This window comes from Pandoraea sp. LA3, assembly GCF_022696215.1.
Classification (GTDB): Bacteria; Pseudomonadota; Gammaproteobacteria; order Burkholderiales; family Burkholderiaceae; genus Pandoraea; species Pandoraea capi.
Map to the genome: position 1 here is coordinate 150045 of NZ_PTPY01000028.1, position 24252 is coordinate 174296.

The 24252-nt window shown below is 63.2% G+C and carries 20 protein-coding genes; 11 read left to right on the forward strand and 9 right to left on the reverse strand.

Annotation, left to right across the window (positions count from 1 at the left end):
• The 5 genes from C5N93_RS09040 to C5N93_RS09060 all read right to left on the reverse strand — a co-directional run bounded on the left by C5N93_RS09040 (position 1) and on the right by C5N93_RS09060 (position 7426).
• Positions 1–1221 (reverse strand): MFS transporter, encoded by a 1221-nt coding sequence (locus C5N93_RS09040; protein ID WP_242558995.1) that lies wholly within the window; start codon positions 1219–1221, stop codon positions 1–3.
• A gap of 330 nt (positions 1222–1551) precedes the next feature.
• Positions 1552–2766, reverse strand: coding sequence for a bifunctional phosphopantothenoylcysteine decarboxylase/phosphopantothenate--cysteine ligase CoaBC (gene coaBC / locus C5N93_RS09045; RefSeq protein WP_242558996.1), 1215 nt, complete (start codon positions 2764–2766; stop codon positions 1552–1554).
• Positions 2767–2885: 119 nt separating this feature from the next.
• Positions 2886–3437, reverse strand: a complete 552-nt coding sequence (lspA, locus tag C5N93_RS09050; protein WP_069341934.1) for a signal peptidase II — start codon at positions 3435–3437, stop codon at positions 2886–2888.
• Positions 3437–6274: an isoleucine--tRNA ligase gene (gene ileS, locus C5N93_RS09055; protein WP_242558997.1), complete on the reverse strand. Its 2838-nt coding sequence runs from the start codon at positions 6272–6274 to the stop codon at positions 3437–3439. Before ileS ends, lspA begins: the two co-directional genes overlap by 1 nt.
• A 159-nt stretch (positions 6275–6433) precedes the next feature.
• Positions 6434–7426 (reverse strand): bifunctional riboflavin kinase/FAD synthetase, encoded by a 993-nt coding sequence (locus C5N93_RS09060; protein ID WP_150719605.1) that lies wholly within the window; start codon positions 7424–7426, stop codon positions 6434–6436.
• A gap of 218 nt (positions 7427–7644) precedes the next feature.
• On the opposite strand from C5N93_RS09060, the gene purN reads away from it, so the two are divergent.
• The 6 genes from purN to nadC all read left to right on the forward strand — a co-directional run bounded on the left by purN (position 7645) and on the right by nadC (position 14955).
• Positions 7645–8304 (forward strand): phosphoribosylglycinamide formyltransferase, encoded by a 660-nt coding sequence (gene purN, locus C5N93_RS09065; protein WP_242558998.1) that lies wholly within the window; start codon positions 7645–7647, stop codon positions 8302–8304.
• A gap of 185 nt (positions 8305–8489) precedes the next feature.
• On the forward strand, positions 8490–9770 hold the full coding sequence (locus tag C5N93_RS09070) for an RsmB/NOP family class I SAM-dependent RNA methyltransferase (protein WP_242559061.1): 1281 nt from the start codon (positions 8490–8492) through the stop codon (positions 9768–9770).
• A gap of 91 nt (positions 9771–9861) precedes the next feature.
• Positions 9862–11298, forward strand: a complete 1437-nt coding sequence (locus tag C5N93_RS09075; RefSeq protein ID WP_242558999.1) for a mechanosensitive ion channel domain-containing protein — start codon at positions 9862–9864, stop codon at positions 11296–11298.
• Between the two features lie 329 nt (positions 11299–11627).
• Positions 11628–12824 carry an acyl-CoA desaturase gene (locus C5N93_RS09080; RefSeq protein WP_242559000.1) on the forward strand — a complete coding sequence of 399 codons (1197 nt, stop codon included), beginning with the start codon at positions 11628–11630 and terminating at the stop codon, positions 12822–12824.
• Positions 12825–12919: 95 nt separating this feature from the next.
• Complete coding sequence (gene nadA, locus C5N93_RS09085) at positions 12920–14053, forward strand: quinolinate synthase NadA (protein ID WP_242559001.1); 1134 nt, start codon at positions 12920–12922, stop codon at positions 14051–14053.
• The gene (nadC, locus tag C5N93_RS09090; protein ID WP_242559002.1) at positions 14053–14955 is read left to right on the forward strand and encodes a carboxylating nicotinate-nucleotide diphosphorylase; all 903 of its coding nucleotides are present in this window, start codon (positions 14053–14055) and stop codon (positions 14953–14955) included. Before nadA ends, nadC begins: the two co-directional genes overlap by 1 nt.
• Positions 14956–15055: 100 nt before the next feature.
• Here the strand turns inward: nadC and nadB are convergent, their stop codons facing one another.
• The 4 genes from nadB to radC form a co-directional block, all read right to left on the reverse strand.
• Positions 15056–16660: an L-aspartate oxidase gene (gene nadB, locus C5N93_RS09095; RefSeq protein ID WP_242559003.1), complete on the reverse strand. Its 1605-nt coding sequence runs from the start codon at positions 16658–16660 to the stop codon at positions 15056–15058.
• A 243-nt stretch (positions 16661–16903) separates the two neighbouring features.
• Positions 16904–17071: a 50S ribosomal protein L33 gene (gene rpmG / locus C5N93_RS09100; protein ID WP_010807102.1), complete on the reverse strand. Its 168-nt coding sequence runs from the start codon at positions 17069–17071 to the stop codon at positions 16904–16906.
• Positions 17072–17087: 16 nt separating this feature from the next.
• On the reverse strand, positions 17088–17321 hold the full coding sequence (gene rpmB, locus C5N93_RS09105; protein WP_039400832.1) for a 50S ribosomal protein L28: 234 nt from the start codon (positions 17319–17321) through the stop codon (positions 17088–17090).
• Positions 17322–17602: 281 nt separating this feature from the next.
• A complete protein-coding gene (gene radC / locus C5N93_RS09110; RefSeq protein ID WP_069341925.1) occupies positions 17603–18277 on the reverse strand; it encodes a DNA repair protein RadC in 675 nt (224 codons plus the stop codon).
• A gap of 161 nt (positions 18278–18438) precedes the next feature.
• On the opposite strand from radC, the gene C5N93_RS09115 reads away from it, so the two are divergent.
• The 5 genes from C5N93_RS09115 to C5N93_RS09135 all read left to right on the forward strand — a co-directional run bounded on the left by C5N93_RS09115 (position 18439) and on the right by C5N93_RS09135 (position 24247).
• On the forward strand, positions 18439–18894 hold the full coding sequence (locus tag C5N93_RS09115; protein ID WP_069341924.1) for a peptidylprolyl isomerase: 456 nt from the start codon (positions 18439–18441) through the stop codon (positions 18892–18894).
• A gap of 8 nt (positions 18895–18902) precedes the next feature.
• Positions 18903–19877 (forward strand): 4-hydroxy-3-methylbut-2-enyl diphosphate reductase, encoded by a 975-nt coding sequence (gene ispH / locus C5N93_RS09120; RefSeq protein ID WP_242559004.1) that lies wholly within the window; start codon positions 18903–18905, stop codon positions 19875–19877.
• An 849-nt stretch (positions 19878–20726) separates the two neighbouring features.
• Positions 20727–21935 (forward strand): branched-chain amino acid ABC transporter substrate-binding protein, encoded by a 1209-nt coding sequence (locus C5N93_RS09125; RefSeq protein ID WP_242559005.1) that lies wholly within the window; start codon positions 20727–20729, stop codon positions 21933–21935.
• A gap of 212 nt (positions 21936–22147) precedes the next feature.
• A complete protein-coding gene (locus C5N93_RS09130; protein ID WP_242559006.1) occupies positions 22148–23098 on the forward strand; it encodes a branched-chain amino acid ABC transporter permease in 951 nt (316 codons plus the stop codon).
• A gap of 18 nt (positions 23099–23116) precedes the next feature.
• Positions 23117–24247, forward strand: a complete 1131-nt coding sequence (locus C5N93_RS09135; RefSeq protein WP_242559007.1) for an ABC transporter ATP-binding protein — start codon at positions 23117–23119, stop codon at positions 24245–24247.
• Positions 24248–24252: the final 5 nt, after the last annotated feature.

Here is a 24252-nt window from a genome sequence, read left to right on the forward strand (position 1 = left end):
TCAGTGACCGCTGTGGGCGGACGCATCCGCCGGCGGCGTGCCGGGGCCTGCATGCGGCAGGCGCGCAATCATCAGAATCGCCACGATGCCGCCGATGGCACCGCAAAGGAAAATCGAGGCATAGCCGAAGAAATTCGCGACCAGCCCGGCCATTGGCCCGATCAGGCCGAGCGCCAGATCGAAGAACGCCGAGTAGGCCGCGAGCGCCGCGCCGCGATTCTGTGGCGGCACCTGACGCAGCGCTTCCACGCCGAGCGCCGGGAACACCAGTGCGAAGCCGAGACCCGTGAGGCCCGCCCCCGCCAACGCCATGTGCGGATTGACGGCGCCCCACAGCAGAAACTGACCGATGGCGCTGAAGACGAGCGAACACATCGCGACGCGGCGTCCGCCGAAGCGGTCGACGGCATGCGACATCAGCACGCGCATCGCGATGAACGTGCCGCTATAGAGCGTGAGCGCGAACGCGGCGCCCGACCAGCCGTGGCTGGCATAGAACAGCGTGATGAAGGCGGCGATCACGGCGTAGCCGATGCTGCCCAGCGTCATCGCCAGACCGGGGCGCCAGACCAGACCGACCACCTTGAAGAACGACAGCCGCGTGCCGCCCACGGGGACCGCCGCCGGCAGTCGCAGGGCAATGGCGAACGCGATGGCGGGCAGGCCGATGTTGACAAGTGAAACGATGGTGAAGCCCGCCGCTTGCAGCAGGTAGGCGCCGAACGGCGCGCCGACCGCCAGCGCGGTGTACATCGAGACGCCTTGCCAGGAAATCGCCTTGCTGGCGTGCGCCGCACCGAGCAGGCCGATGCCCCACGACATGCCGCCCGTGAGCAGCAGGCTTTCGCCGAAGCCGAGGACGACACGTCCGGCGAGGAGCACGCCGAGCGCGAGCGAGGGGCTCGGCATGATCGACGCGACGAGATACAGGATGCCCGCGGCCGCGCAGCCGCACAGGCCGGTGAGCACCGCGTGACGCGGGCCACGGGTGTCGACGGTGCGTCCCGCGTAGGAGCGCAGCAGCAGGGTGACGACCGACTGAATGCCGATCGTGACGCCCACGACGAACGAGCCGAAGCCGAGCGTTTCATGAACGTACACCGGCAGCACGGGCAACGGCATGCCGATCGTCATGAAGCCGAAGAACATGATCGCAGCGAGCATGCTCAGTGTGCCGTAGACACTGACGTCTGGGCGCGCGGCGGAAGGAGGTTGTGTCATCTTGATTGTTGTCGTGTGCGTTGGCCCGAAGGCCGGAATACCGATGGCGGCAGGGGGCCGGCACCCGGTGTGCCTTGCCGCAGATCCCCGCCAGTCTGTCAGTGTCGCCGGACAACGACAATGACAGACGGACTGACGGTAGGGGTATTGCCGGTGGCGCGGGTCGCGCTGCCTCACATCCCGCTGTGCTTTGCTGCCAAGCCTGGCTAACTAGCGCGGCGCTAGCCAAGCGAGGCCAGGCGGCGCTAACGGTGCTAAGCGGTGCTAAGCGGCACTAAACCGCGCAGGTGCCGCGTCGCCCCCGGCGCGACCGGCAAGCCTGCCGTCGAACTACCGTGTCGGCTGACGAGCCGGTAGCCGTGCGGCGATTTCCACGATCAGGCTGCGGGCGAGCGACTGCTTGTCGGCGCGCGGCAGGCGCTTCTGCCCCGTCTCGTCGAACAGAATGACTTCGTTGTCGTCCTGTCCGAACGTGGCCGGGCCGAGATTGCCCACGAGCAGCGGCACCTGTTTGCGCTGACGTTTTTGCGCGCCGTGCTTTTCGAGATCGCCCGACTCGGCGGCGAAACCCACGCAGTACGGCGGTGTCGGCAACTGTGCCACCGCCGCGAGAATGTCGGGATTCTGGACGAATTCGAGCGCCGGCACGTCGGCATCGCCCGTCTTCTTGATCTTGTCGCGGGCCACGTCGCGCACGCGCCAGTCCGCAACGGCGGCGACCGCGATGAAGATGTCGTTTTGCGCGACGTTGGCCATCACGGCGTCGTACATCTGTTGCGCGGTCTGCACGTTGCTGCGGATCACGCCGTAAGGCGTGGCGAGCGACGTCGGCCCCGCCACGAGGTGCACGTCGGCACCCGCTTGCGCGGCGGCGCGCGCAAGCGCAAAGCCCATCTTCCCGCTCGACAGGTTGGTCAGGCCGCGCACCGGATCGATCGGCTCGAAGGTCGGGCCGGCCGTGATCAGCACGCGGCGTCCCGCCAGGCGCTTCGGCTGGAAGAACCCGGCAATGGCTTCATAGAGGTCTTCCGGTTCGAGCATGCGACCGTCGCCGATCTCGCCGCAGGCCTGATCGCCGCTGCCCGGACCGAGGATCGTGACGCCGTCGCCACGCAGGGTGGCGGCGTTGCGTTGCGTGGCCGGATTGGCCCACATCTGACGGTTCATCGCCGGGGCGACCAGCAGCGGACAGTCGCGCGCCACGCACAGCGTGGAGAGCAGGTCATCTGCCATGCCGTGGGCGAGCTTCGCGAGGAAGTCGGTGGAGGCGGGCGCGATGAGGATGGCGTCGGCCTCGCGAGAGAGGTCGATGTGCGCCATGTTGTTGTCGATGCGGTTGTCCCACTGACTGGTGAAGACGGGACGCCCCGAGAGCGCCTGCATCGTGAGCGGGGTGATGAATTGCGTGGCGGCTTCGGTCATCACGACCTGCACCGTCGCCCCGGCCTTGATGAACAGCCGCGTGAGTTCCGCAGACTTGTAGCAGGCGATACCGCCTGTCAGGCCAAGAACGATGGTCTTGCCAGCGAGTTCACCGCGTTCCATAACAAATGCCTCCTCCAAAGTGCCGCGCGGCGCCTCCAGGGCGCCGCGACGGTATTTGCTGCTTGCCGATCCGCTGCACGGACAACGCCGTGCGAGCGGTCGCGCCATGCCTGCCGGCGCTATTTGCCGCGCCGCACGCGTCGCAACTCGTCGATCACCAGCAGCACCGCGCCCACGCAAATGGCCGAGTCGGCCACGTTGAACGCCGGCCAGTGCCAGCCGCCGACGTGAAAGTCTAGAAAGTCGATCACGTGCCCGTAGATCACGCGATCGATCACGTTGCCCAGCGCGCCGCCGAGAATCAGCGACAGCGACAGGCAGAACATCTTCTGGCCGTTGTGACGCTTGAGCAGCAGGATGATGACCGTTGCCGCCACGACGCCGAGCAGCGTGAAGAACCAGCGCTGCCAGCCACCGGCCGAGGCGAGGAAGTTGAACGCCGCGCCCTTGTTGTACACCAGCACGAGATTGAAGAACGAAGTCAGCGGGCGGAATTCGCCGTACTGGAACGTTTTCAGAATCGTGAGCTTGGTCACCTGATCGAGCAGGATCGCAATGACCGCGATCCCCAGCCACGGCGCCAGCCCGAAGGTGGCGCCGCTGCGGGCGCTGCCGCCCGATCCCGATCCGCTACGCTTTGCACTCGTACGTGCACCTGCTTTGCTCGCCATTATGCCGCGCTCCGGTGTTCGCCGCTGCCGAAGAGGTTCGACACGCAACGTCCGCAAAGGGTCGGGTGAGCGGCGTCTGCGCCCACGTCCTCACGATAGTGCCAGCAGCGCTCGCACTTCTGATGCGTCGACGGCGTCACTACTACGCCTTCCTCCGCTTCCGAAGCGACTTGCGTGACCTTGGCGGCCGAGGTGATCAGCACGAAGCGCAAATCGTCGCCGAGGCTGGCCAGCACGTCGTACTTGCGGCCCGAGACGCGTACGTCCACTTCCGCCTGCAACGACGAGCCGATCTGCTCGGCGGCGCGGGCTTCTTCGAGCGCCTTCGTGACGTCGCCGCGCACCGTGCGCAGCAGGTGCCACTTCTCGAGCAGACGCGTGCCTTCCGCCACTTCCGGGTAGGCGTAGTACGTCTGCGTGAAAATCGTGTCGTTGCCCGGCTGGAACACCTGCCACGCTTCTTCCGCCGTGAACGACAGGAACGGGGCCATGACCTTCAGCAGACCGTGCGTGATGTGATACAGCGCGTTCTGGGCGGCACGGCGCGCCGGGGCATCCGGTGCGCTCGTGTACAGACGGTCCTTCAGGATGTCGAGGTAGAAGCCGCCGAGATCTTCCGAGCAGAACGTCTGGAGCTTGGACACGACCGGGTGGAACTCGTAACGGTCATAGTGGCCGAGCACTTCGGTTTGCAGCGATTGCGCCAGCGCCACCGCATAACGGTCGATTTCCAGCCACTGGTCCGCGGGCATCGCGTGCTTCGCGTGGTCGTAATCGGCCAGGTTCGCGAGCAGGAAGCGCAGCGTGTTGCGGATACGACGGTAGCTTTCGACCACGCGCTTGAGAATTTCGTCCGAGATCGACAGCTCGCCCGAGTAGTCGGTCGATGCCACCCACAGACGGATGATTTCGGCCCCCAGCTTGCCCGCGACTTCCTGCGGCACGATGGTGTTGCCGACCGACTTCGACATCTTGCGACCCTGACCGTCGACGGTGAAGCCGTGCGTGAGCAGCGCCTTGTAGGGTGCACGGCCGTCGAGCATCGACGCGGTCAGCAGCGACGAGTGGAACCAGCCGCGATGCTGGTCCGAGCCTTCCAGATACAGGTCGGCCGGGAAGCCCAGCTCATGGGCGTGCGAGCCGCGCAGCACGTGCCAGTGCGTGGTGCCCGAGTCGAACCACACGTCGAGCGTGTCGCGGTTCTTTACGTAATCCTTGGCCTCGTCGCCGAGCAGTTCGACCGGGTCGAGCGTCTGCCACGCTTCGATGCCTTCAAGCTCCACGCGCTTGGCCACGGCTTCGATCAACTCGGGCGTGCGCGGGTGCAGCGCACCGGTTTCCTTGTGGACGAAGAACGCCATCGGCACGCCCCATTGGCGCTGGCGCGAGAGCGTCCAGTCCGGGCGGTGCGCGATCATGTTGTGCAGGCGCTGCTTACCCCACGACGGGAAGAACTCCGTGGCTTCGATGCCGGCGAGCGCGATTTCGCGCAGCGTCTGACCGTTGCCCGGCGCGCCGTCGACCGGCTTCACGTCCATACCGGCGAACCACTGGTTGGTCGCGCGGTAGATGATCGGGGACTTGTGACGCCAGCAATGCATGTAGCTGTGCGTGTACTTGAACGAGTGGAACAGCGAGCCCGCGTCGCGCAGCGCTTCGACGATCTGCGGGTTGGCATCCCAGATCGACTGACCGCCGAACAGCGGCAGGCTGTCCTGATAGCGACCGTCGCCGAGCACCGGCATGCGGATTTCCGAGTCCGGCATGTCGTGCGCCTTGCACGACACGAAGTCTTCCACGCCGTAGGCCGGCGCCGAGTGCACGATACCGGTACCGGTATCGGTCGTCACATAGTCGCCGAGGTAGATGGGCGACGTGCGGTCATAACCGGCATCGGCGCTCGCGAGCGGGTGACGGAAGCGGATCAGCGAGAGCGCTTCGCCCTTCGTGCGGGCGACGATCTCGCCGTGCAGGCCGTACGTCTTCAGGCAGTCTTCGACGCGATCGGTCGCGAGGATCAGCAGGCCGCGTTCGGTCGAGACGAGGGCGTACTCGACTTCCGGATGGACGTTGAGCGCCTGGTTCGACGGGATCGTCCAGGGGGTCGTCGTCCAGATGACGATGTAACCGTCTTCACGCGGCAGCTTCGGCAGACCGAACGCCTTGGCGACCTTCTCCGGTTCCGTGAAGGCGAAGCCCACGTCGATGGCCAGATCGGTCTTGTCCTTGTACTCGACTTCCGCTTCGGCCAGCGCCGAGCCGCAGTCGAAGCACCAGTTCACCGGCTTCAGACCGCGATACACGTAACCGTTCTCCAGAATCTTCGCCAGCGCACGAAGCTCGTCCGCTTCGTTGGAGAAGTTCATGGTCTTGTAGGGATTGTCCCAGTCGCCCAGCACGCCCAGACGCTCGAAGTCCGCCTTCTGGCGCTCGATCTGCACGGCGGCGTAGGCGCGCGCCTTTTCCTGCACTTCACGCACGGGCAGGTGCTTGCCGAACTGTTTTTCGATCTGGATTTCGATGGGCATGCCGTGGCAGTCCCAGCCCGGCACGTAGGCGGCGTCGAAGCCCGCGAGGCTGCGCGCCTTGACGATCATGTCCTTGAGGATCTTGTTGACCGCGTGACCGATGTGGATGTCACCGTTCGCATACGGCGGGCCGTCGTGCAGGATGAACTTCGGACGGCCTTTGCTGGCCTGGCGGATCTTGTCGTAGATCTTCTTTTCCTGCCATTGCTTGACCCACAGCGGCTCGCGCTTGGGCAGGTCGCCACGCATCGGGAACGGCGTGTCCAGCAGGTTGACGGGGTATTTGCTCGGGGCTTTCTTTTCGCTCATGGGTGCAACGCTTCGAATTTGGAATGTCGGGTGTGGGGCGCTCGCGCCGGTGACGTTGCCGGGCCTGTTTCGTGGCCGACGGTGCAACGTCCGGGCGGGTGCCAGAGACGGCGGCGGGCCGCGCGCGTGGCGCTGGGCGCCGGCGCACGCGGGCGAAGATCAACTAATTCGGTCGGTGGCCGAGGTGGCGAAGTCGCGTCGTGCGCTCGGGCCGTTGGCGTCGAGCGCATGGGCGAAATAGGCGCGCGCCTCGCGCGTGTCCTGCGCGATGGCGGCTTCGAGTTCGGCCAGTCCGTCGAATTTCGCTTCGTCCCGCAGCTTCTGCAGGAATTCCACGCGCACCAGCTTGCCGTAGCAATCGCCCGAGAAATCCAGCAGATGGACTTCGAGCAGCACGCGACCGGAATCGTCCACGGTCGGGCGCAGGCCGAGACTCGCCACGGCCGGCAGCGGTTTGTCCGCCAGGCCGTGAACCTGCACGACGAAAATGCCGGTGAGGGCAGGATGCTTGTGGGCGATGCGCAGATTGAGCGTCGGGAAGCCGAGCTTGCGCCCCAGCTTCATGCCGTGCACGACATGGCCGGTGATCGCATATGGACGGCCGAGCAGCGCATGCGCGCGCTCGAAGTTGCCGTCGGCGAGCGCGGCGCGCACTTCCGAGCTGGAGATGCGCACGCCGTCGTGCGCGATGGTCGGCATCTGTTCGACGACGAAGTCGAAGCGACGGCCCGCGTCGCGCAGGTATTCGATATCGCCCGCGCGCTTGGCGCCGAAGCGGAAGTCGTCGCCGACGAGCAGCCAGCGGGTGTGCAGGCCGTCGACGATGATGTTGCGCACGAAGTCTTCGGGCGACTGACCGGCGAAATGCGCGTTGAAGTGCTCGACCACCAGGCGGTCGACGCCGTGTGCGCGCAGCGCTTCGAACTTGTCGCGCAGGTTCGAGATACGGGCGGGCGCACGGTCGGGGGTGAAGTATTCGCGAGGATGCGGCTCGAACGTCATCACGCACACCGGCAAGCCGCGCGCAGCCGCCGCCGCGCGCACGCGCGCGAGCAGTGCCTGGTGGCCCAGGTGCACGCCGTCGAAATTGCCGATCGTCAGCACGCAGGGCGCTTTGCTTTGCGCGTTGGGTAGACCCCGGAAGACTCGCACGATAAGGAAGCGTCAGTACAGGACGTTGATGTATGGGATGAACCGCGCGGCGTGGCTGGGAAGGCCCGGCGGCCTGTGACGGCGGGGCAGGGCCCGGACCGCGCAGGACGGCCGATCCGACATTGCGGCGCCGCAGAACGTTGAATTATAAACGCTTCGGGGCCATCGCGGCGCGCATCGCGCTGTCTGGTGCGCCGCGCCAATGATAAAATCCGGCGATGAAGAACATTGTCATCCTGATTTCCGGACGAGGCAGCAACATGCAGGCCATCGTCCGGGCCTGTACCGCAGAAGGCTGGCCGGCCCGCGTGGCCGCCATCATCGCCAATCGTCCCGAGGCCGACGGCCTGGAGTTCGCGCAGGAAAACGGCATCGCCACGGCTATCGTGCCGAGTCGCGGCAAGACCCGCGAGGCGTTCGACGCCGAACTCGCCGCCGAGATCGACCGTCATCAACCCGATCTGGTCGTGCTCGCCGGGTTCATGCGCATTCTCACGCCGGCGTTCACCGAGCGCTACGCCGGGCGGCTCATCAACATTCATCCGTCGCTGCTGCCCGCTTTCCCGGGCCTGCAAACGCACGCCCGCGCGCTGGAAGCCGGCTGCAAGATCGTCGGCGCCACCGTGCATTTCGTGACCGCTGAACTCGATCACGGCCCGTACGTGCTGCAAACGGCCGTACCCGTGCGCGACGGCGACACGCCGGAGACACTGGCAGAGCGCATTTTGCCGCTTGAACACATCATTTATCCGCGCGCCGTGCGCTGGTTCGTGGAAGATCGTCTGGTCATGGCCGATGGCCGTGTGACGCTCGTCCCGCGTGCCGACGGCACTTCCGATTCGCAAGATTCGCAATGGCTTTTTGGTGAGGACGCATGAGCACCCGCCCGACCCAGCGCCGCGATGGCGCCAATCAATCCAGTCACCGCTCCGGCGGCCGTTCGTCCGATGCTCGTCATCCTTCCAAAGGTGGCAATGATCGCGGCTATGTCCGCCCGGATCGCTACGACCGTTCGCGCAACGATCGCCGTCAGGACGCGCCGCCCGTCGTCGGCGGGACCGGTATGCGCGGCGAGCGTCTGCCGCCGGCACTCTTCGAACATACGCAACGACTGCTCGGCAGCGTTCTGACGTTCACCGGCCCGGCCGATACGCTCGTCAGCACTTACTTCCGTGCCAACGACAAGCTCGGACATCGGGAGCGCGGTGTGCTGGCGGAGACGGTGTTCGCCATCCTGCGTCGCAAGCTCGAATTCGGTCAGCACGCCGTGAGCGGCACGGGGTCGCAGGAACGCCGTCTGGCGCTGCTCGGTCTCGCCTTTACGCGGGGTATCGCGTCGGTGGAACTGGTGGCGACGCCGGACGAAGCGGCCTGGCTCGAACACGTCGGTCAGATCGACCCGGCCAGCCTTGCGCCGCGAGTGCGTACTAACTTGCCGGAGTGGTTGTACGACCGTCTGGCCAAGCGCTTCGACGGGGCCGAGCTCGAAGCGCTCGCTGCGTCGCTGAATCAGCCCGCGCCGCTCGACTGCCGTGTGAACCTCATCAAGGCGACCCGGGAAGATGTGCTCGCCAAGCTGCGCGAAGACGGCTTTTCGGCCGAGCCGACGCCGCTCGCGCCCAATGGCATCCGTCTGTCGGGCAAGCCGGCGCTGCAAAAGCATCCGCTGTTCATGTCCGGCGCGATCGAGGTGCAGGACGAGGGTAGCCAGTTGCTGTGCCAGCTGGTCGCGCCGCGTCGTGGCGAGATGATCGTCGACTTCTGCGCCGGTGCCGGCGGCAAGACGCTCGCGATCGGTGCGCAGATGCGCTCGACCGGGCGTCTGTATGCGTTCGACGTGTCGGAAAAGCGTCTGGCCAAGCTCAAGCCGCGTCTGGCGCGCAGTGGTCTGTCGAACGTCTATCCGGTCATGATCGACAGCGAGAACGATAGCAAGATCAAGCGTCTGGCCGGCAAGATCGACCGTGTGCTGGTCGACGCGCCGTGCAGTGGGCTCGGCACGCTGCGCCGGAATCCGGATCTGAAGTGGCGCCAGTCGCCGCAGTCCGTCGAGGAACTGACGCAGAAGCAAACGTCGATTCTCGCGAGCGCCGCGCGTCTGGTGAAGCCGGGCGGCCGTCTCGTGTATGCAACGTGCAGCCTGCTCACGGAAGAGAACAGCGCGATTGCCGAGGCCTTCGCCGCCGCCCATCCGGACTTCGTGCTGCTGCCCGCAAACGAGTTGCTCGCGGCGCAGAAAATCGGACTCGACACGGGCAAGTATCTCGAATTGCTGCCGAACCGCAACGCGACAGACGGCTTCTTTGCGGCCGTATTCGAGCGTCGCGCCGCCGCGAAAGCGTAAAGTGTATTTCGACGGGCGCCCGTGTGGCGCCCGGAAGCGCCGCGCCGGCTAGCCCCGGCGAACGACAAGAAAAGATAGAAGGGATATGGCGATGCAGGAAAGTCCGGCTTTCGCGAGGTTGGTGCGGGATGTCGTGCGTGACTTCGGCGATGCGCAGATCATCTGGCAGATCGTGGCGCTCGTCGGCGCGCTCGCCGTCGCGTTCGTGCTGCGTCGCTGGATGATCGGTCGTCTTGACCGTCACTTCGAACGTGTCGCGCCGGCCCGCCGCGCGGGATCGTCGAGCCTGCGCCGTTCCTTCTTCCCGATGTTTGGCTGGATGTGCGTGGCGCTCACGCGTGTCGTGCTCCAGGAGTACATGCACGTCTCGCTGCTGATGCTCGCGGAAGTCCCGCTGTTCGGCACGGCGCTCATCTATCTCGCGTTCTACTTCGCACGTCGGCTGTTCGCGTCGTCGCCCCACGCCTCTGGCTTGCTGAAGGTGTTCGAGCGGGTGTTCACGACGCTTGCGTGGCTGTCGATGCTCGCCTACGTGCTGGGCGTGCATGACGACATCCTCAAATGGCTCGCCAGCGTGAAGTTCGCCGTCGGCACGAGCCATCTGACGCTGCTCTCGATACTCTCGGGCGTGCTCTGGATCGGTGTGACGCTAGTGCTGGCGATGTGGGTCGGCTCGCTGATCGAAGACCGGATCATGCGCACGACCACGCTCGACGGCAACCTGAAAGTGGTGCTCTCGCGGCTGATCAAAGGCTTGCTGACGCTCGTCGCCGTGCTCGCGACGCTGTCGTTCGTGGGCATCGATATCACCGTGCTCGGTGTGTTCGGCGGGGCGCTTGGCGTGGGGTTGGGCTTCGGCTTGCAGAAGATCGCGTCGAACCTCGTGTCGGGATTCATCATCTTGCTGGATCGCTCGGTGCGGATCGGCGACCTGATTACGGTGTCGACGTATCACGGCACCGTGTCGCAAATCAACACGCGGTATTCGGTGGTACGCGGGCTGGACGGCGTTGAAGCACTGGTGCCAAACGAACAGCTCGTGACGAACGTCGTCCAGAATCACTCGTTCACCGAGACGCGCGGCCGGGCGAAAGTGAGTGTTCAGGTCGCTTACAGCGCCGATGTCGAACTGGCGATGTCGCTGATGCTCAAGGCCGCGGAGGGCATTCCCCGCGTGCTGTCCGATCCGGCGCCCTCGGCATTGCTGCTGAATTTCGCTGCCGATGGGATGGATCTGGAAATGGGCTTCTGGGTGCAGGATCCGGCGCAGGGCAGCGGCGCCATCCGTTCGGAGATTAATTTACGGATTTGGCGCGCATTTCGTGAACAGGGTATTGAAATTCCGTATGCGCAGCGCGAAATACGCATTCTGAACGACTGGGCGGACGGCATTCCTGCGGAAGTCCCCCATCCCCCGGTCGACCGCCCTGATTTGCCGGCAGACGCCTTACCCGCGTCTGCGTCATCGCCCGCCGTGCCGCCCCAACTGGCGTCACCACAGGCGGATGACGCCGGGAAGAAGGCCTGATAGACCGATTTCTCTACGTTTTTCCCGGACGCCGGGTTGACCTGCGACAAAATGCGTGGCTGACAGGCTACACACGGGCGTCGGCGCGTCGGGTAAAATGCGTCCCAAACCATAAAAACCAGACGTTCACTGGCACGTTTTCCGCCCATATCGCCACGGCATCCGCAACTTGCCGACCTCCAGCGAATCCAAGCGTCAAGCGAGCGCAAGAACGAGACCTGACGCGACGGCCTATGTCCACATCGGCCGCTTCGGCCCGACAAGACAAGACACGGCTTCGCTGGACCTTGCCGTGATGGCTACCGTATTGATTAGTTTGGAGTGATATTTTGCTGGACAGTCTCCTTGGATTTCTCTCGACCGGCCTGCTCGACTGGAGCGGCTGGGAGATCTTTTTCTTCACGCTGGCCGTCACCCATGTGACGATTGCCGCGGTCACCATCTATCTGCATCGTTGCCAGGCGCACCGCGCCCTCGATGTGCATCCTGTCGTCGCCCACTTCTTCCGCCTCTGGCTGTGGATGACCACGGGCATGATCACCAGCGAGTGGGCTGCCATCCACCGCAAGCACCACGCCAAGTGCGAAACGCCGGAAGATCCGCATAGCCCGCAAACGCGTGGCCTGTGGAAGGTGCTGGCCGAAGGTGCCGAACTCTATCGCGCCGAAGCGAAGAACGAAGAAACGCTGCGCAAGTTCAGCCACGGCACGCCGAACGACTGGATCGAGAACAACATCTACAAGCGTTTCCCGATTCTCGGCATCAGCATGATGATGATCATCGACATCGCGCTGTTCGGTGCCATCGGTCTGACCGTGTGGGCCGTGCAGATGGTGTGGATTCCGTTCTGGGCGGCCGGTGTCGTCAACGGTCTGGGCCACTACTGGGGCTACCGCAACTTCAACTGCGCCGACGCGTCGACGAACCTGCTGCCGTGGGGCATCATCATCGGCGGCGAAGAACTGCACAACAACCACCACACCTACGCGACGTCGGCCAAGCTGTCGAACAAGTGGTACGAGTTCGATATCGGCTGGCTGTACATCCGTACGCTGTCGTTCGTGGGGCTGGCCAAGGTGAAGAAGATCGCGCCGACGCCGAAGCTCGCGAAGGTCAAGGCGGCCTGCGACGACGACACGTTGCAAGCCGTGCTCTCGAACCGCTACGAAGTGATGGCGCGTTATGCCAAGACCTTCAAGCGTGCCTACGGCGAGGAACTGGCGCGCTTCAAGGACAAGCGTCAGCACGGCGAATACCAGTTGCTCCGCGGCGCGCGCAAGTGGCTGCATCACGACGAGGCTTCGCTGCAAGAGCCGCAAAAGCAGCAACTGGGCGAGATCTTCGCGCACAGCAATGCCGTGAAGACGTACTACGAACTGCGCAACGAACTGGCCGGTATCTGGGATCGTTCGAATGCCTCGCGTGAGCAGTTGCTGGGTCAGTTGCAGAACTGGTGCCATCGTGCAGAGCAGAGCGGCATTCACGCATTGCAGGAATTCGCGACGCGTTTGCGCCGCTACGCGTGAACAGGCGCAGCCAGAAATCTGTTTTTGACGCATAATCGAAACCCCGCCACGGCGGGGTTTTGTCATTCCCGGCCTATCCCACGGGCCACGCAAAAATGAATGCCTCACTCAAATCCGTAGAATTCGAGCGCCCCGCACCGAGCGGCGCCACGTGCGTTGCCCATGCCTGGGCACGCGTCCCGGATGCGCCGTCGCAGGAGGAACGCGCGGCGCTCAAGGCCAAAATCAAGCGCTTGCTCGTCGAGCAGGATGCCGTGCTTGTGGCCCACTACTATGTCGACGCCGACTTGCAGGACCTCGCCGAGGAGACCGGCGGCTGCGTGGCCGATTCGCTCGAAATGGCGCGTTTCGGCCGGAATCATTCGGCCAAAACGCTGGTGGTCGCCGGCGTGCGCTTCATGGGAGAGACGTCGAAGATTCTCAGTCCCGAAAAACGCATCTTGATGCCCGATCTCGACGCGACCTGCTCGCTCGATCTGGGTTGCCCCGCCGACGAATTCGCCGCATTCTGCGATGCGCATCCTGACCGTACCGTTGTCGTCTATGCCAATACCAGCGCAGCCGTGAAGGCGCGTGCGGACTGGATGGTGACGTCGTCCATCGGCCTGGAAATCGTGGCGCATCTGCATGCACAGGGCAAAAAGATCCTGTGGGCGCCGGACCGCCATCTGGGCAGCTACGTCCAGAAGCAGACGGGCGCCGACATGTTGCTGTGGCAGGGCGCATGCCTCGTGCACGACGAGTTCAAGGGCACTGAACTCGAGTTGCTGCGTCGCGAGCATCCGAACGCCAAGGTGCTGGTGCACCCGGAGTCGCCGGCCGCAGTCGTCGCGCTGGCGGATGTCGTCGGGTCCACGTCGCAGATGATTGCGGCGGCGCAGACCATGGACGCCACGGAATTCATCGTCGCCACCGACAACGGCATCTTGCACAAGATGCGCGCCGCAGCACCGGGCAAGCATTTCATCGAAGCGCCGACGGCGGGCAACAGCGCCACCTGCAAGAGCTGCGCGCATTGCCCGTGGATGGCGATGAACAGCCTGCGGAATCTGGCGGAAGTGCTGGAGTCGGGGGCCAATGAAATTCACGTCGATCCGGACATTGGCCGCCGCGCGCATACCTGTATCGATCGTATGTTGACGTTCGCCGAAGCGCGCAAGCAGAACGTGCGCGCCAGCGGTGATTTTGCGCGCGACGGCGCGCTGTTCTCGGGCGTGGGCCCCGCATAATGACGCAATCGAAAACGTTGAACACTGCCGAAGCGCTGTCTCCCGAATTCACGACGTTCGGCGAGCCGCTCGAAGCGGCGCTCTCGCGCAACGTGCAGGACGCACTGGCAGAAGACATCGGCAGCGGTGACCTCACGGGCTTGCTCGTGCCGTCGGACGAAATGGCGCATGCGCGAATCATCGTGCGTGAGTCGGCGGTGCTGTGTGGCGTGCGCTGGTTCGAGCGCTGCATGCTGGGCGTCGACGCCTCGGTGCGTGTGCAGTGGCACTACCGCGAAGGCGAGCGCATGACGCCCGATTCGCCGGTCTGTGACATTTACGGCCCGGCGCGCGCACTGCTGACCGGCGAGCGTACGTCGATGAACTTCCTTCAGTTGCTCTCGGGTGTCGCGACGGCCGTGCGTCGTTACGCGGACATCGTCGAAGGGACGAAGGCGCGCGTGCTGGATACGCGTAAGACGCTGCCGGGGCTGCGTCTCGCGCAGAAGTTCGCGGTTCGCGTGGGCGGCGGGGCGAATCAGCGTCTCGCGCTCTACGACGGCATTCTCATCAAGGAGAATCACATCGCGGCGGCAGGCGGCATTCGTCAGGTGCTGGCGAACGCCGATCGTCTGTCGGACGGCGCGCCGGTGCAGATCGAAGTGGAGTCGCTCGAAGAACTCGAGACCGCGCTGGCGTGTGGCGCGACGTCGATCCTGCTCGACAACTTCACGCTGGAAATGATGCGCGAAGCCGCGCGTGTGGCCGATGGGCGTGCCGTGCTGGAAGCGTCCGGCGGGATCAATCTGGAAACGCTGCGAGCGATTGCGGAGACGGGCGTCGACCGTATTTCTGTCGGCGGCCTCACCAAGGACGTTCGCGCAGCGGACTTCTCCATGCGCATTCTGGAGACGGTGGGATAAGCGTCACGATGTGATGGCTTGGCTTGCGAAGCCTCAGACGCTTCGAAACGACAAGGCCGCAGGGTAATGCCTGCGGCCTTGTTGTCTTTTGCGAAAGCGATCAGCGCGTGCGACGCGGTAGCGCTGGCGAAAGCACCGTCGGGAGGGCTTTCGGCAGCGTGTCCGGGAAGTCGCGCGAGAAATGCAGGCCACGGCTCTCACGACGCGCCAGAGCGCTATCGACGATCAGTGACGCGACGTCGACCAGATTGCGCAATTCCAGGAGATCGCGACTGACGCGGAAGTTGGCGTAGTACTCGGCAATCTCCTCGCGCAGCAGGGCGATACGATGCTGTGCCCGTTCCAGTCGCTTGGTCGTGCGCACGATGCCGACGTAGTTCCACATCATGCGGCGCAGTTCATCCCAGTTGTGCGCGACGACCACTTCTTCGTCGGCATCCGAGACACGGCTTTCGTCCCACGCGGGAACGTCCGTAGCGGCGATCCGGGGGGGGGCGCCGCGCTGAATGTCTTCGGCGGCGGCCTTGCCGAGCACGATACATTCGAGCAGCGAATTGCTGGCGAGACGGTTCGCGCCGTGCAGGCCGGTGTACGTCGCTTCACCCACGGCATACAGCCCGGGCAGATCCGTGCGCCCGTGCATATCGGTGACAATCCCGCCGCACGTGTAATGCGCCGCCGGCACGACGGGAATCGGTTGCTTCGTGATGTCGATCCCCAGTTCAGCGCAGCGAGCCAGAATCGTGGGGAAGTGTTCGCGCAGGAATTCCGGACTTTGATGGCTGATGTCGAGGTACACGCAATCTAGCCCGTGTTTCTTCATCTCGAAGTCGATGGCGCGCGCAACGATGTCGCGCGGCGCCAGTTCGGCTCGAGGATCGTGCGCGGGCATGAAGCGCGTACCGTCAGGGAGCACCAGACGTCCGCCTTCCCCCCGAACGGCTTCCGAGATCAGGAACGACTTCGCGTAAGGATGATAGAGACAGGTCGGATGGAACTGGATGAACTCCATGTTCGCGATCCGGCAGCCCGCGCGCCAGGCCATGGCGATGCCATCGCCCGTCGCGGTATCGGGGTTCGTCGTGTACAGATAAACCTTGCCGGCCCCGCCGGTAGCCAGCACCGTATGTCGGGCGGTCACCGCGTGGACTTCACCGGTGCCGAGATCCTGTATGTAAAGGCCCTGGCAATGACGTCCGGCTGTCGGCGCTGCGTCGGCGCGATCGGACGTAATCAGATCGACGGCGAAGTGATTCTCGAAAAGGGTGATGTTCGGGTGCTGGCGCACGCGCTCGGTGAGCGTCGTAATGACGGCATGCCCGGTAGCATCGGCTGCGTGAATGATGCGGCGATGGCTGTGACCGCCTTCGCGTGTCAGATGAAAGCCGAGTTCGGCTTGTGCGTCGCGCGTGAAGGGCACACCTTGCTCGATGAGCCACTCGATGGCTTCGCGGCTGTGTTCGACGATGAAGCGCGTTGCCGCCTCGTCACACAATCCGGCGCCGGCGACGAGTGTGTCGGCGACGTGTTCGTCGACGCTGTCGGTGGAGTCCAGCACCGCAGCGATGCCGCCCTGAGCCCAATCGCTCGCACCTTCGGGCATGGGACGCTTGGCGACCAGCGCCACGCGGCAGGTGTTGGCCAGATGCAAGGCGACGGACTGGCCGGCGAGCCCGCTGCCGACGATGACGACATCGAAATTCATGGTACGCGCGCTGTCTGGGATCGACGCATTTTCGGTGGCGCGATCCTCGTGATGAGAGATGAGCCAGTATAGCGAGTCAACACACCCGTGACACATGCCCCTATGCGCAGATCGGAGATATTGTGTGTCGTCGGACTACGCAAAGCGTAGCGCTGCAATTTTCGAGACGCTGAAATGAAAATACCCCGCCAGAGGCGGGGTATTGAACGCAGTAGCGAACCACTGCGATGAAACCTGTTGATCTTATTTGATCTTGGTTTCTTTGTACGGTACGTGCTTACGAGCCACCGGATCGAACTTGCTGATTTCCATCTTTTCCGGATGGGTACGCTTGTTCTTCGTGGTCGTGTAGAAATGACCCGTACCTGCGGTCGATTCCAGCTTGATCTTGTCGCGAGCGCCTTTTGCCATGATGAGCTCCTAAAACTTAGATGGCGTTACGCGAACGCAGGTCCGCGAGAACGGCATCGATACCGACCTTATCGATCAGGCGCAAGCCGGCGTTCGAAAGGCGCAGGCGCACAAAACGGTTTTCGCTCTCAACCCAGAACCGGCGATTTTGCAAGTTCGGGAGGAAACGGCGCTTGGTTTTGTTATTGGCGTGGGAAACGTTATTGCCGACCATCGGCGCTTTCCCGGTCACTTGACATACGCGTGCCATGAAGCACTCCTAACCCAGAATTCTGTGTAAAAAAAGGTGAGTCGAAAAGACAGACCGCGATAATACCACAAAAATCCCAGACAAATCAATCGCTTTAGTCGATGTAGGACGTGAGTCCCTGGCGGGAAACGTCTGTCGGAGATTCGGGGAAGGGACGGATCATAGCGTAAACGCCGCCCAAATGCGAACGGCGTGCCGAATTTATGTGCACGGTGTTGTTCCGCGTCACACTGCAGCACGAATTTCCTCGTGTCCCGACGCATCTGCGGCTCGCCTTCGACTTACATGTCGCCGCCTTCGGCCAGCGAATAGACGGTATCGCCGGCCACGATGAAATGATCGAGCAGGCGAATTTCCAGCAGCGCGAGCGCGTCGCCCAACTGACGTGTCAGCGCAAGATCGGCGGCGCTGGGCGTGGGGACGCCGGACGGATGATTGTGCGCGACGATGATGGCAGCCGCATGAAGGTCCAGTGCGGCGCGTACGATTTCTCTCGGGTAGACGCAGGTCTGCGTGAGCGTTCCTTCGAACATGATGCGCGTGCCGATCAGCCGGTGCGCGGCGTCCAGAAACAGGCAGACGAAGCGCTCGCGCGAGGTGTCCTGCAACGTGAGACGCAGATAATCGCGAACCCGGGCGGGAGAATCGAGCATGCAGCCGGATTGCAGGCCTTCGCGCAACATGCGGCGCGCCACTTCCAATGCGGCCTGAAACTGAAGGGATTTGGCCTGACCGAGGCCGGGGATCTGCCGCAATGTCTCGAACGGTGTGGCAAGCAGTCTGCCGAGCGATCCGCTGCGGGCCAGCAGCTCGCGCCCGAGATCGACGGCATTGCGGCCATGCGAGCCGGTGCGCAGCAAGATGGCGAGCAACTCCGCGTCGGACAGGGCATTAGGCCCATGGGCGAGCATTTTTTCGCGGGGGCGCTCGGCGGGTGGCCAGTGAGCGATGGACATGACGGCTCCGGAAGGCGGACACGGTCGCAGGCATGATCGCGGGTGTCACTAATAAGAAACACGGCCACCGAAGGGAAAAATTCGGGGCTGCTTTGATGGGGAGCCGGACGCGCAACGCGTCGTCGCTTACAATAATAGCTTGACCTTGCTGTGAGACCCCCATGAGTTCTGTTGCAACCCCCGTGGTTCAAGACGATTCCTATCTGACGCTCCACTACCGGATCGGCGCGCCCGACGGCGCGGACATTGTCAACACTTTCGAAGGCACCCCTGCCACGTTGCAACTCGGCGGCGGCCAGATGGCGCCGACGCTGGAGCAGGCGATGCTGGGGATGGCCGTGGGGGAGCGTCGCCGGATCGAACTGGCGCCGGAGCAGGCTTTCGGCCCGCGCAATCCGGAACTGCTGCAACGCGTCTCGATGAAGACGTTGCAGGAGAACAGCAACTTCGGCGAGGAATATAGCGTTGGCGATCTGGTCGAGTTCAACGCGCCGAGCGGTGGCCGCTATGCGGGCATCCTGCGCGAACTGGGCGACGGCTGGGCATTGTTCGACTTCAACCATCCGCTGGCGGGCCAGCCGATCGTGTTCGAAGTCCAGATTATCGGCATTCTGTAGGAATCGAAATGAGCGCCACCCAAGTCGTAGCACCGACGCTGTCGGATGCGGAAATCCTGCTGGCTCAGCCGCGCGGTTTTTGCGCGGGCGTCGACCGTGCAATCGAAATCGTCGAGCGCGCGCTGGCGATGTACGGTGCACCGATTTACGTGCGCCACGAAATCGTCCACAACGTGTACGTCGTCGAGAATCTGCGCAAGAAGGGCGCGATTTTCATCGAGGAACTGTCGGATGTTCCGCCTGGCAACACGCTGATTTTCAGCGCGCACGGCGTGTCGCAGGCCGTACGTACCGAAGCCGAATCGCGCGGTCTGCGCATTTTCGACGCGACCTGTCCGCTCGTGACGAAGGTCCACGTCGAAGTCGCGAAAATGCGCGGCCAGGGGCTCGAGATCATCATGATCGGCCACAAGGGGCACCCGGAGGTCGAGGGCACCATGGGCCAGTCGGGCGAGGGCATGTTCCTCGTCGAGACGATCGAAGACGTGCTCGCGCTGCAAGTGGCAGACGAGAGCAAGCTCGCCTTTGTGACGCAAACGACGTTGTCCGTCGACGACGCCGCCGAAGTCATCAACGCGCTCAAGAAGCGCTTCCCCGAAATCACCGAGCCGAAGAAGCAGGACATCTGCTACGCCACGCAGAACCGTCAGGACGCCGTGAAATTCATGGCGCCGCAGTGTGACGTGGTGGTGGTGGTCGGCAGCCCGAACAGCTCCAATTCGAACCGTCTGCGCGAAGTCGCCGAGAAGATGGGCGTACCCGCCTATATGGTGGATTCGCCGGATCAGCTCAAGCCGGAATGGTTCGACGGCAAGCGTCGTATCGGGGTGACGGCGGGCGCATCGGCACCCGAAGTGCTGGCGCAATCGATCGTCTCGCGTCTGCGCGAACTGGGCGTCAATCAGGTCAAGGTGCTCGACGGTGTGGAAGAGAACATCGCGTTCCCGTTGCCCAAGGGCCTCACGCAGACGGTCGCAGGCTGAGGTCTATCAAAGCCCCTCGGTCAATATCGATCCGAATCGATACGGATCGGCCCCTGGTGGGCCATATTGACCGCGCTGCCGCAGCGACTGTGCAACGCCGTCGCGCATAGCATCACAGAAAGTTCACGGTCGGTGGCAATGCCCGCACGGCCGTCAAACCGGGGGCCGTCGTAGACGGTCCCGGTTTTTTTCCCCGCCATGATTCGGGCCGGTGCGCTCAGATGCACGACACATCGCCCGCAGGCACGGCATCGACGCGCCCTTTTCGCCATCAGGCACCCTGACGTCCACGTCGATCATCCGCCGAACTCCCCCCGACTTTTCCAGGATCGCCCCCGCGGATCTTTCGCATCGACGAACGAGATTTCGCAGAATCCACGCGTATCCGATTTTGTAGCTTTTAACGTCTCGGCAGCCAAAACCGAATGGCGTTCTCGTTAATTCAACGGATATGGAATTAGCAATAAGGAATGTCGTCTGGTTTTCCGGAATTTAATTATTTATATGCCTGCTTAATTAGAAACATCATTCCAAATCTAATAGGCATGCTAATTGCTTATTAGATTGCCATGGCATCCGGGCCCATGAATGGTGCACCGGTTGCACCATGAAGCCACCCGGGAAGCTGCGCCCGGGTGCGTAAAACCTTTCACAATTCCGGGGTTGCGCTTTTGAAAAATTAGGGTTGCACAAGTCGGTATAAAACCTTAGTCCTCCATTATGGAAAACCCTGTGGCTGCGGGCGTCGCAGCCGCAAAGAATGGAGTTACAATGCGCGCGTTTCGCATACGAAACATCGATTTGGCGTTATTGGCGTTATTAAATCGCCGACAATCAGGAGATCATCACATGCAACTCAAGTTCGCGAAGGTACTGCCCGTAGTCGCCGCAGTGACGCTGTTGGCGGCATGCGGTCAGAAGGAAGAAAAGCAGGCCGATTCGGGTGCCGCTTCTGCACCTGCCGCGACGACTGCCGCCAGCGGGGGCGGCGATGCGGTTGTCATCAAGATTGGTCACGTTGCACCATTGACGGGCCAAATTGCTCACTTGGGCAAAGATAACGAAAACGGTGCACGCCTCGCCGTTGAAGAAGCCAACAAGGCTGGTCTGACCATCGACGGCAAGCCGGTCAAGCTGGAACTGGTGGCAGAAGACGACGCCGCCGATCCGAAGACCGCAACGCAGGTCGCCCAGAAGCTGGTCGACGAGAAGGTCGTTGCCGTGGTGGGTCACTTGAACTCGGGCACCTCGATTCCGGCCTCGAAGATTTACAGCGATGCGGGCATCGTGCAGATCTCGCCGTCGTCGACGAACCCGGCCTACACGCAGCAGGGCTTCAAGACGACGTACCGTGTGGTGGCGACCGATGCGCAGCAAGGTCCGGCACTGGCGAACTACGCAACCAAGTCGCTCAATGCCAAATCGGTGGCGATCGTCGACGACGCGACCGCTTACGGCAAGGGGCTGGCCGACGAGTTCGAGAAGACCGCAAAGGCCAACGGCCTGAAGGTGCTCTCGCACGATGCGACCAACGACAAGGCCACGGACTTCCGCGCCATTCTGACCAAGATCAAGGGTGAGAAACCGGACATCATCATGTACGGCGGTATGGATGCCACCGGCGGCCCGTTCGCCAAGCAATCGAAGGAACTGGGTATCGGTGCGAAGGTGCTGGCCGGCGACGGCGTGTGTACCGACAAGGTGGCCGAACTCGCTGGCGACGCCATCGACAACATCATCTGCTCGGAAGCGGGCATGGCGCTGTCGAAGATGGAAAACGGTGCCGACTTCTCCAAGCGTTACGAAGCCCGTTACAACCAGCCGATCCAGATCTACGCCCCGTTCACGTATGACGCCGTCAACGTGATCGTCGACGCCATGAAGCGTGCCAACTCGACCGATCCGGCCAAGATCCTGGCAGCCATGCCGGCAACGGATTACAAGGGTGTCATCGGTCACATCGCCTTCGACAGCAAGGGCGACATGAAGGAGCCGGTGATCACGCTCTACAACTACAAGGATAAGAAGAAGAGCGTGCTCGACGTGGTGAAGATGTAACTCCCAGGCTCTCGCGCCATGATGCGGCACCGTTGCCTACCCATTCGGTGCCGCATCGATATCTGCGGAAAGACGCTGTGCCTGCATGACGGGCACGGCCCCCCCTCCTGACACAGGATTACGCCTCATAACCCGCAGTTCTCTCGACCCCCTCGCATGCCCTATCCGGCTTGCGTGTCGGGAGCCCGTTCCCGGGACAAGGAGTTAGCTTCATGGATATTTTTATCCAACAAATCTTGAACGGCCTCGTGCTTGGTAGCGTGTACGCGATCATTGCACTGGGCTACACGATGGTCTACGGCATTCTGGGCATCATCAACTTTGCCCACGCCGACGTGATGATGATCGGTGCGATGGTCGCGCTGTCCACCATCAACCTGCTTTTGAAGATCGCGCCGGATATGAACCCGGTGCTCATGCTGGCCATTGCGACGCTCGTGTGTATGCCCGTGTGTGCACTGACCAACTTTGTGATCGAGCGCGTGGCCTACCGGCCGTTGCGCAATGCGCCGCGTCTGGCGCCGCTGATCACCGCTATCGGCGTCTCGCTGCTTCTGCAGACGATCGCGATGCTGATCTGGTCGCGTAACCCCCTCTCGTTCCCGCAACTGCTGCCGACCGACGCCATGAACGTGATCCCGCCGCGCGGCGATCATCCGGGCGCCGTGACCAACGGCACGGGCATCGTGATCGTGGTCGTGGCCTTCCTCGTGATGTTCGGCCTCACGCAGCTCGTGAACCGCACCAAGCTTGGGCGCGCCATGCGTGCGACGGCGGAAAACCGCAACGTCGCCGGCCTCATGGGCGTGAACCCGAACTTCGTGATCTCCGCGACGTTCGCCCTCGGCGGCGGTCTCGCCGCACTGGCGGGCGTGATGATGGCCTCGAACTACGGCAACGCGCACTTCTACATGGGCTTCATCCCCGGCATGAAGGCGTTCACCGCCGCCGTGCTCGGCGGGATCGGCAACCTGCAGGGCGCCATGGTCGGCGGCGTGCTGCTGGGCCTCATCGAAGCATTGGGCGCAGGCTACATCGGCGATCTGACCGGTGGTGTGTTCGGCAGTAACTATCAGGACGTGTTTGCTTTCGTCGTGCTGATTGTGGTGCTGGTGTTCCGTCCGAGCGGTCTGCTCGGTGAGCGCGTGGCAGATCGTGCATAAGCCGGGAGGATCGAGACTATGAATCAACCCGTGCAAACTTCGCCGGCGACGCAGATCTCTGCGGCCGCCGCCACCCGCAAGGCCTATCGCGGCCTCGCGTTCTTCCTGATCGCCGCGATCGTCGCGCCCGTGCTCGTCGGCTACGCCGGCGGCAACTACTGGGTGCGCGTGCTCGACTTCGCGCTGCTCTACATCATGCTCGCGCTGGGCCTGAACATCGTGGTGGGCTTCGCCGGCCTGCTCGATCTTGGCTACATCGCGTTCTATGCCGTGGGCGCGTACGTCACGGCGTTCCTGAGTTCTCCGCATCTGACGACCCAGTTCGAATGGATCGCGCACCTTTTCCCGGGCGGCTTGCATGTGCCCGTGTGGTTCACGATCCCGATCGGGGCGGCGGTCGCGGCCATCTTCGGTATCCTGCTCGGTGCGCCGACGTTGCGGCTTCGCGGCGACTATCTGGCCATCGTGACGCTGGGCTTCGGGGAAATCATCCGTATCTTCATGAACAACCTCGACCGTCCGGTGAACATCACCAACGGTCCGAAGGGGATCACCGGCATTCAACCCGCCTCGTTGTTCGGCTTCGATTTCTCGAAGGCGCACGAGTTCTTCGGGTTCAAGGTCAGCTCGGTGTACATGTACTACTACCTGTTCGTGTTCCTGGCGTTGCTCATCGCGTTCATCTGCGTGCGCTTGCAGCACTCGCGTATCGGACGCGCCTGGGTCGCCATTCGTGAAGACGAAGTCGCCGCCAAGGCGATGGGCATCAACACGCGCAACATCAAGCTGCTCGCGTTTGCCATGGGCGCGTCGTTCGGTGGCGTGGCAGGCGGCATGTTCTCCGCGTTCCAGGGCTTCGTCTCGCCCGAGTCGTTCACTTTCTGGGAGTCGATCGTCGTGCTCTCGATGGTGGTGCTCGGCGGCATGGGCCACATTCCGGGCGTGATTCTGGGCGGTGTGCTGCTCTCGGCGTTCCCCGAGATCCTGCGCTCGACCATGGGCCCGTTGCAGATGAAGTTGTTCGGTAACGTCATCGTCGATCCCGAAGTGATCCGGCAGTTGCTGTACGGTCTGGCCATGATCCTGATCATGCTGTACCGTCCGGCCGGCCTGTGGCCGTCGCCGCGTCCGGAAGAACGGACTCTGTAAGCCGA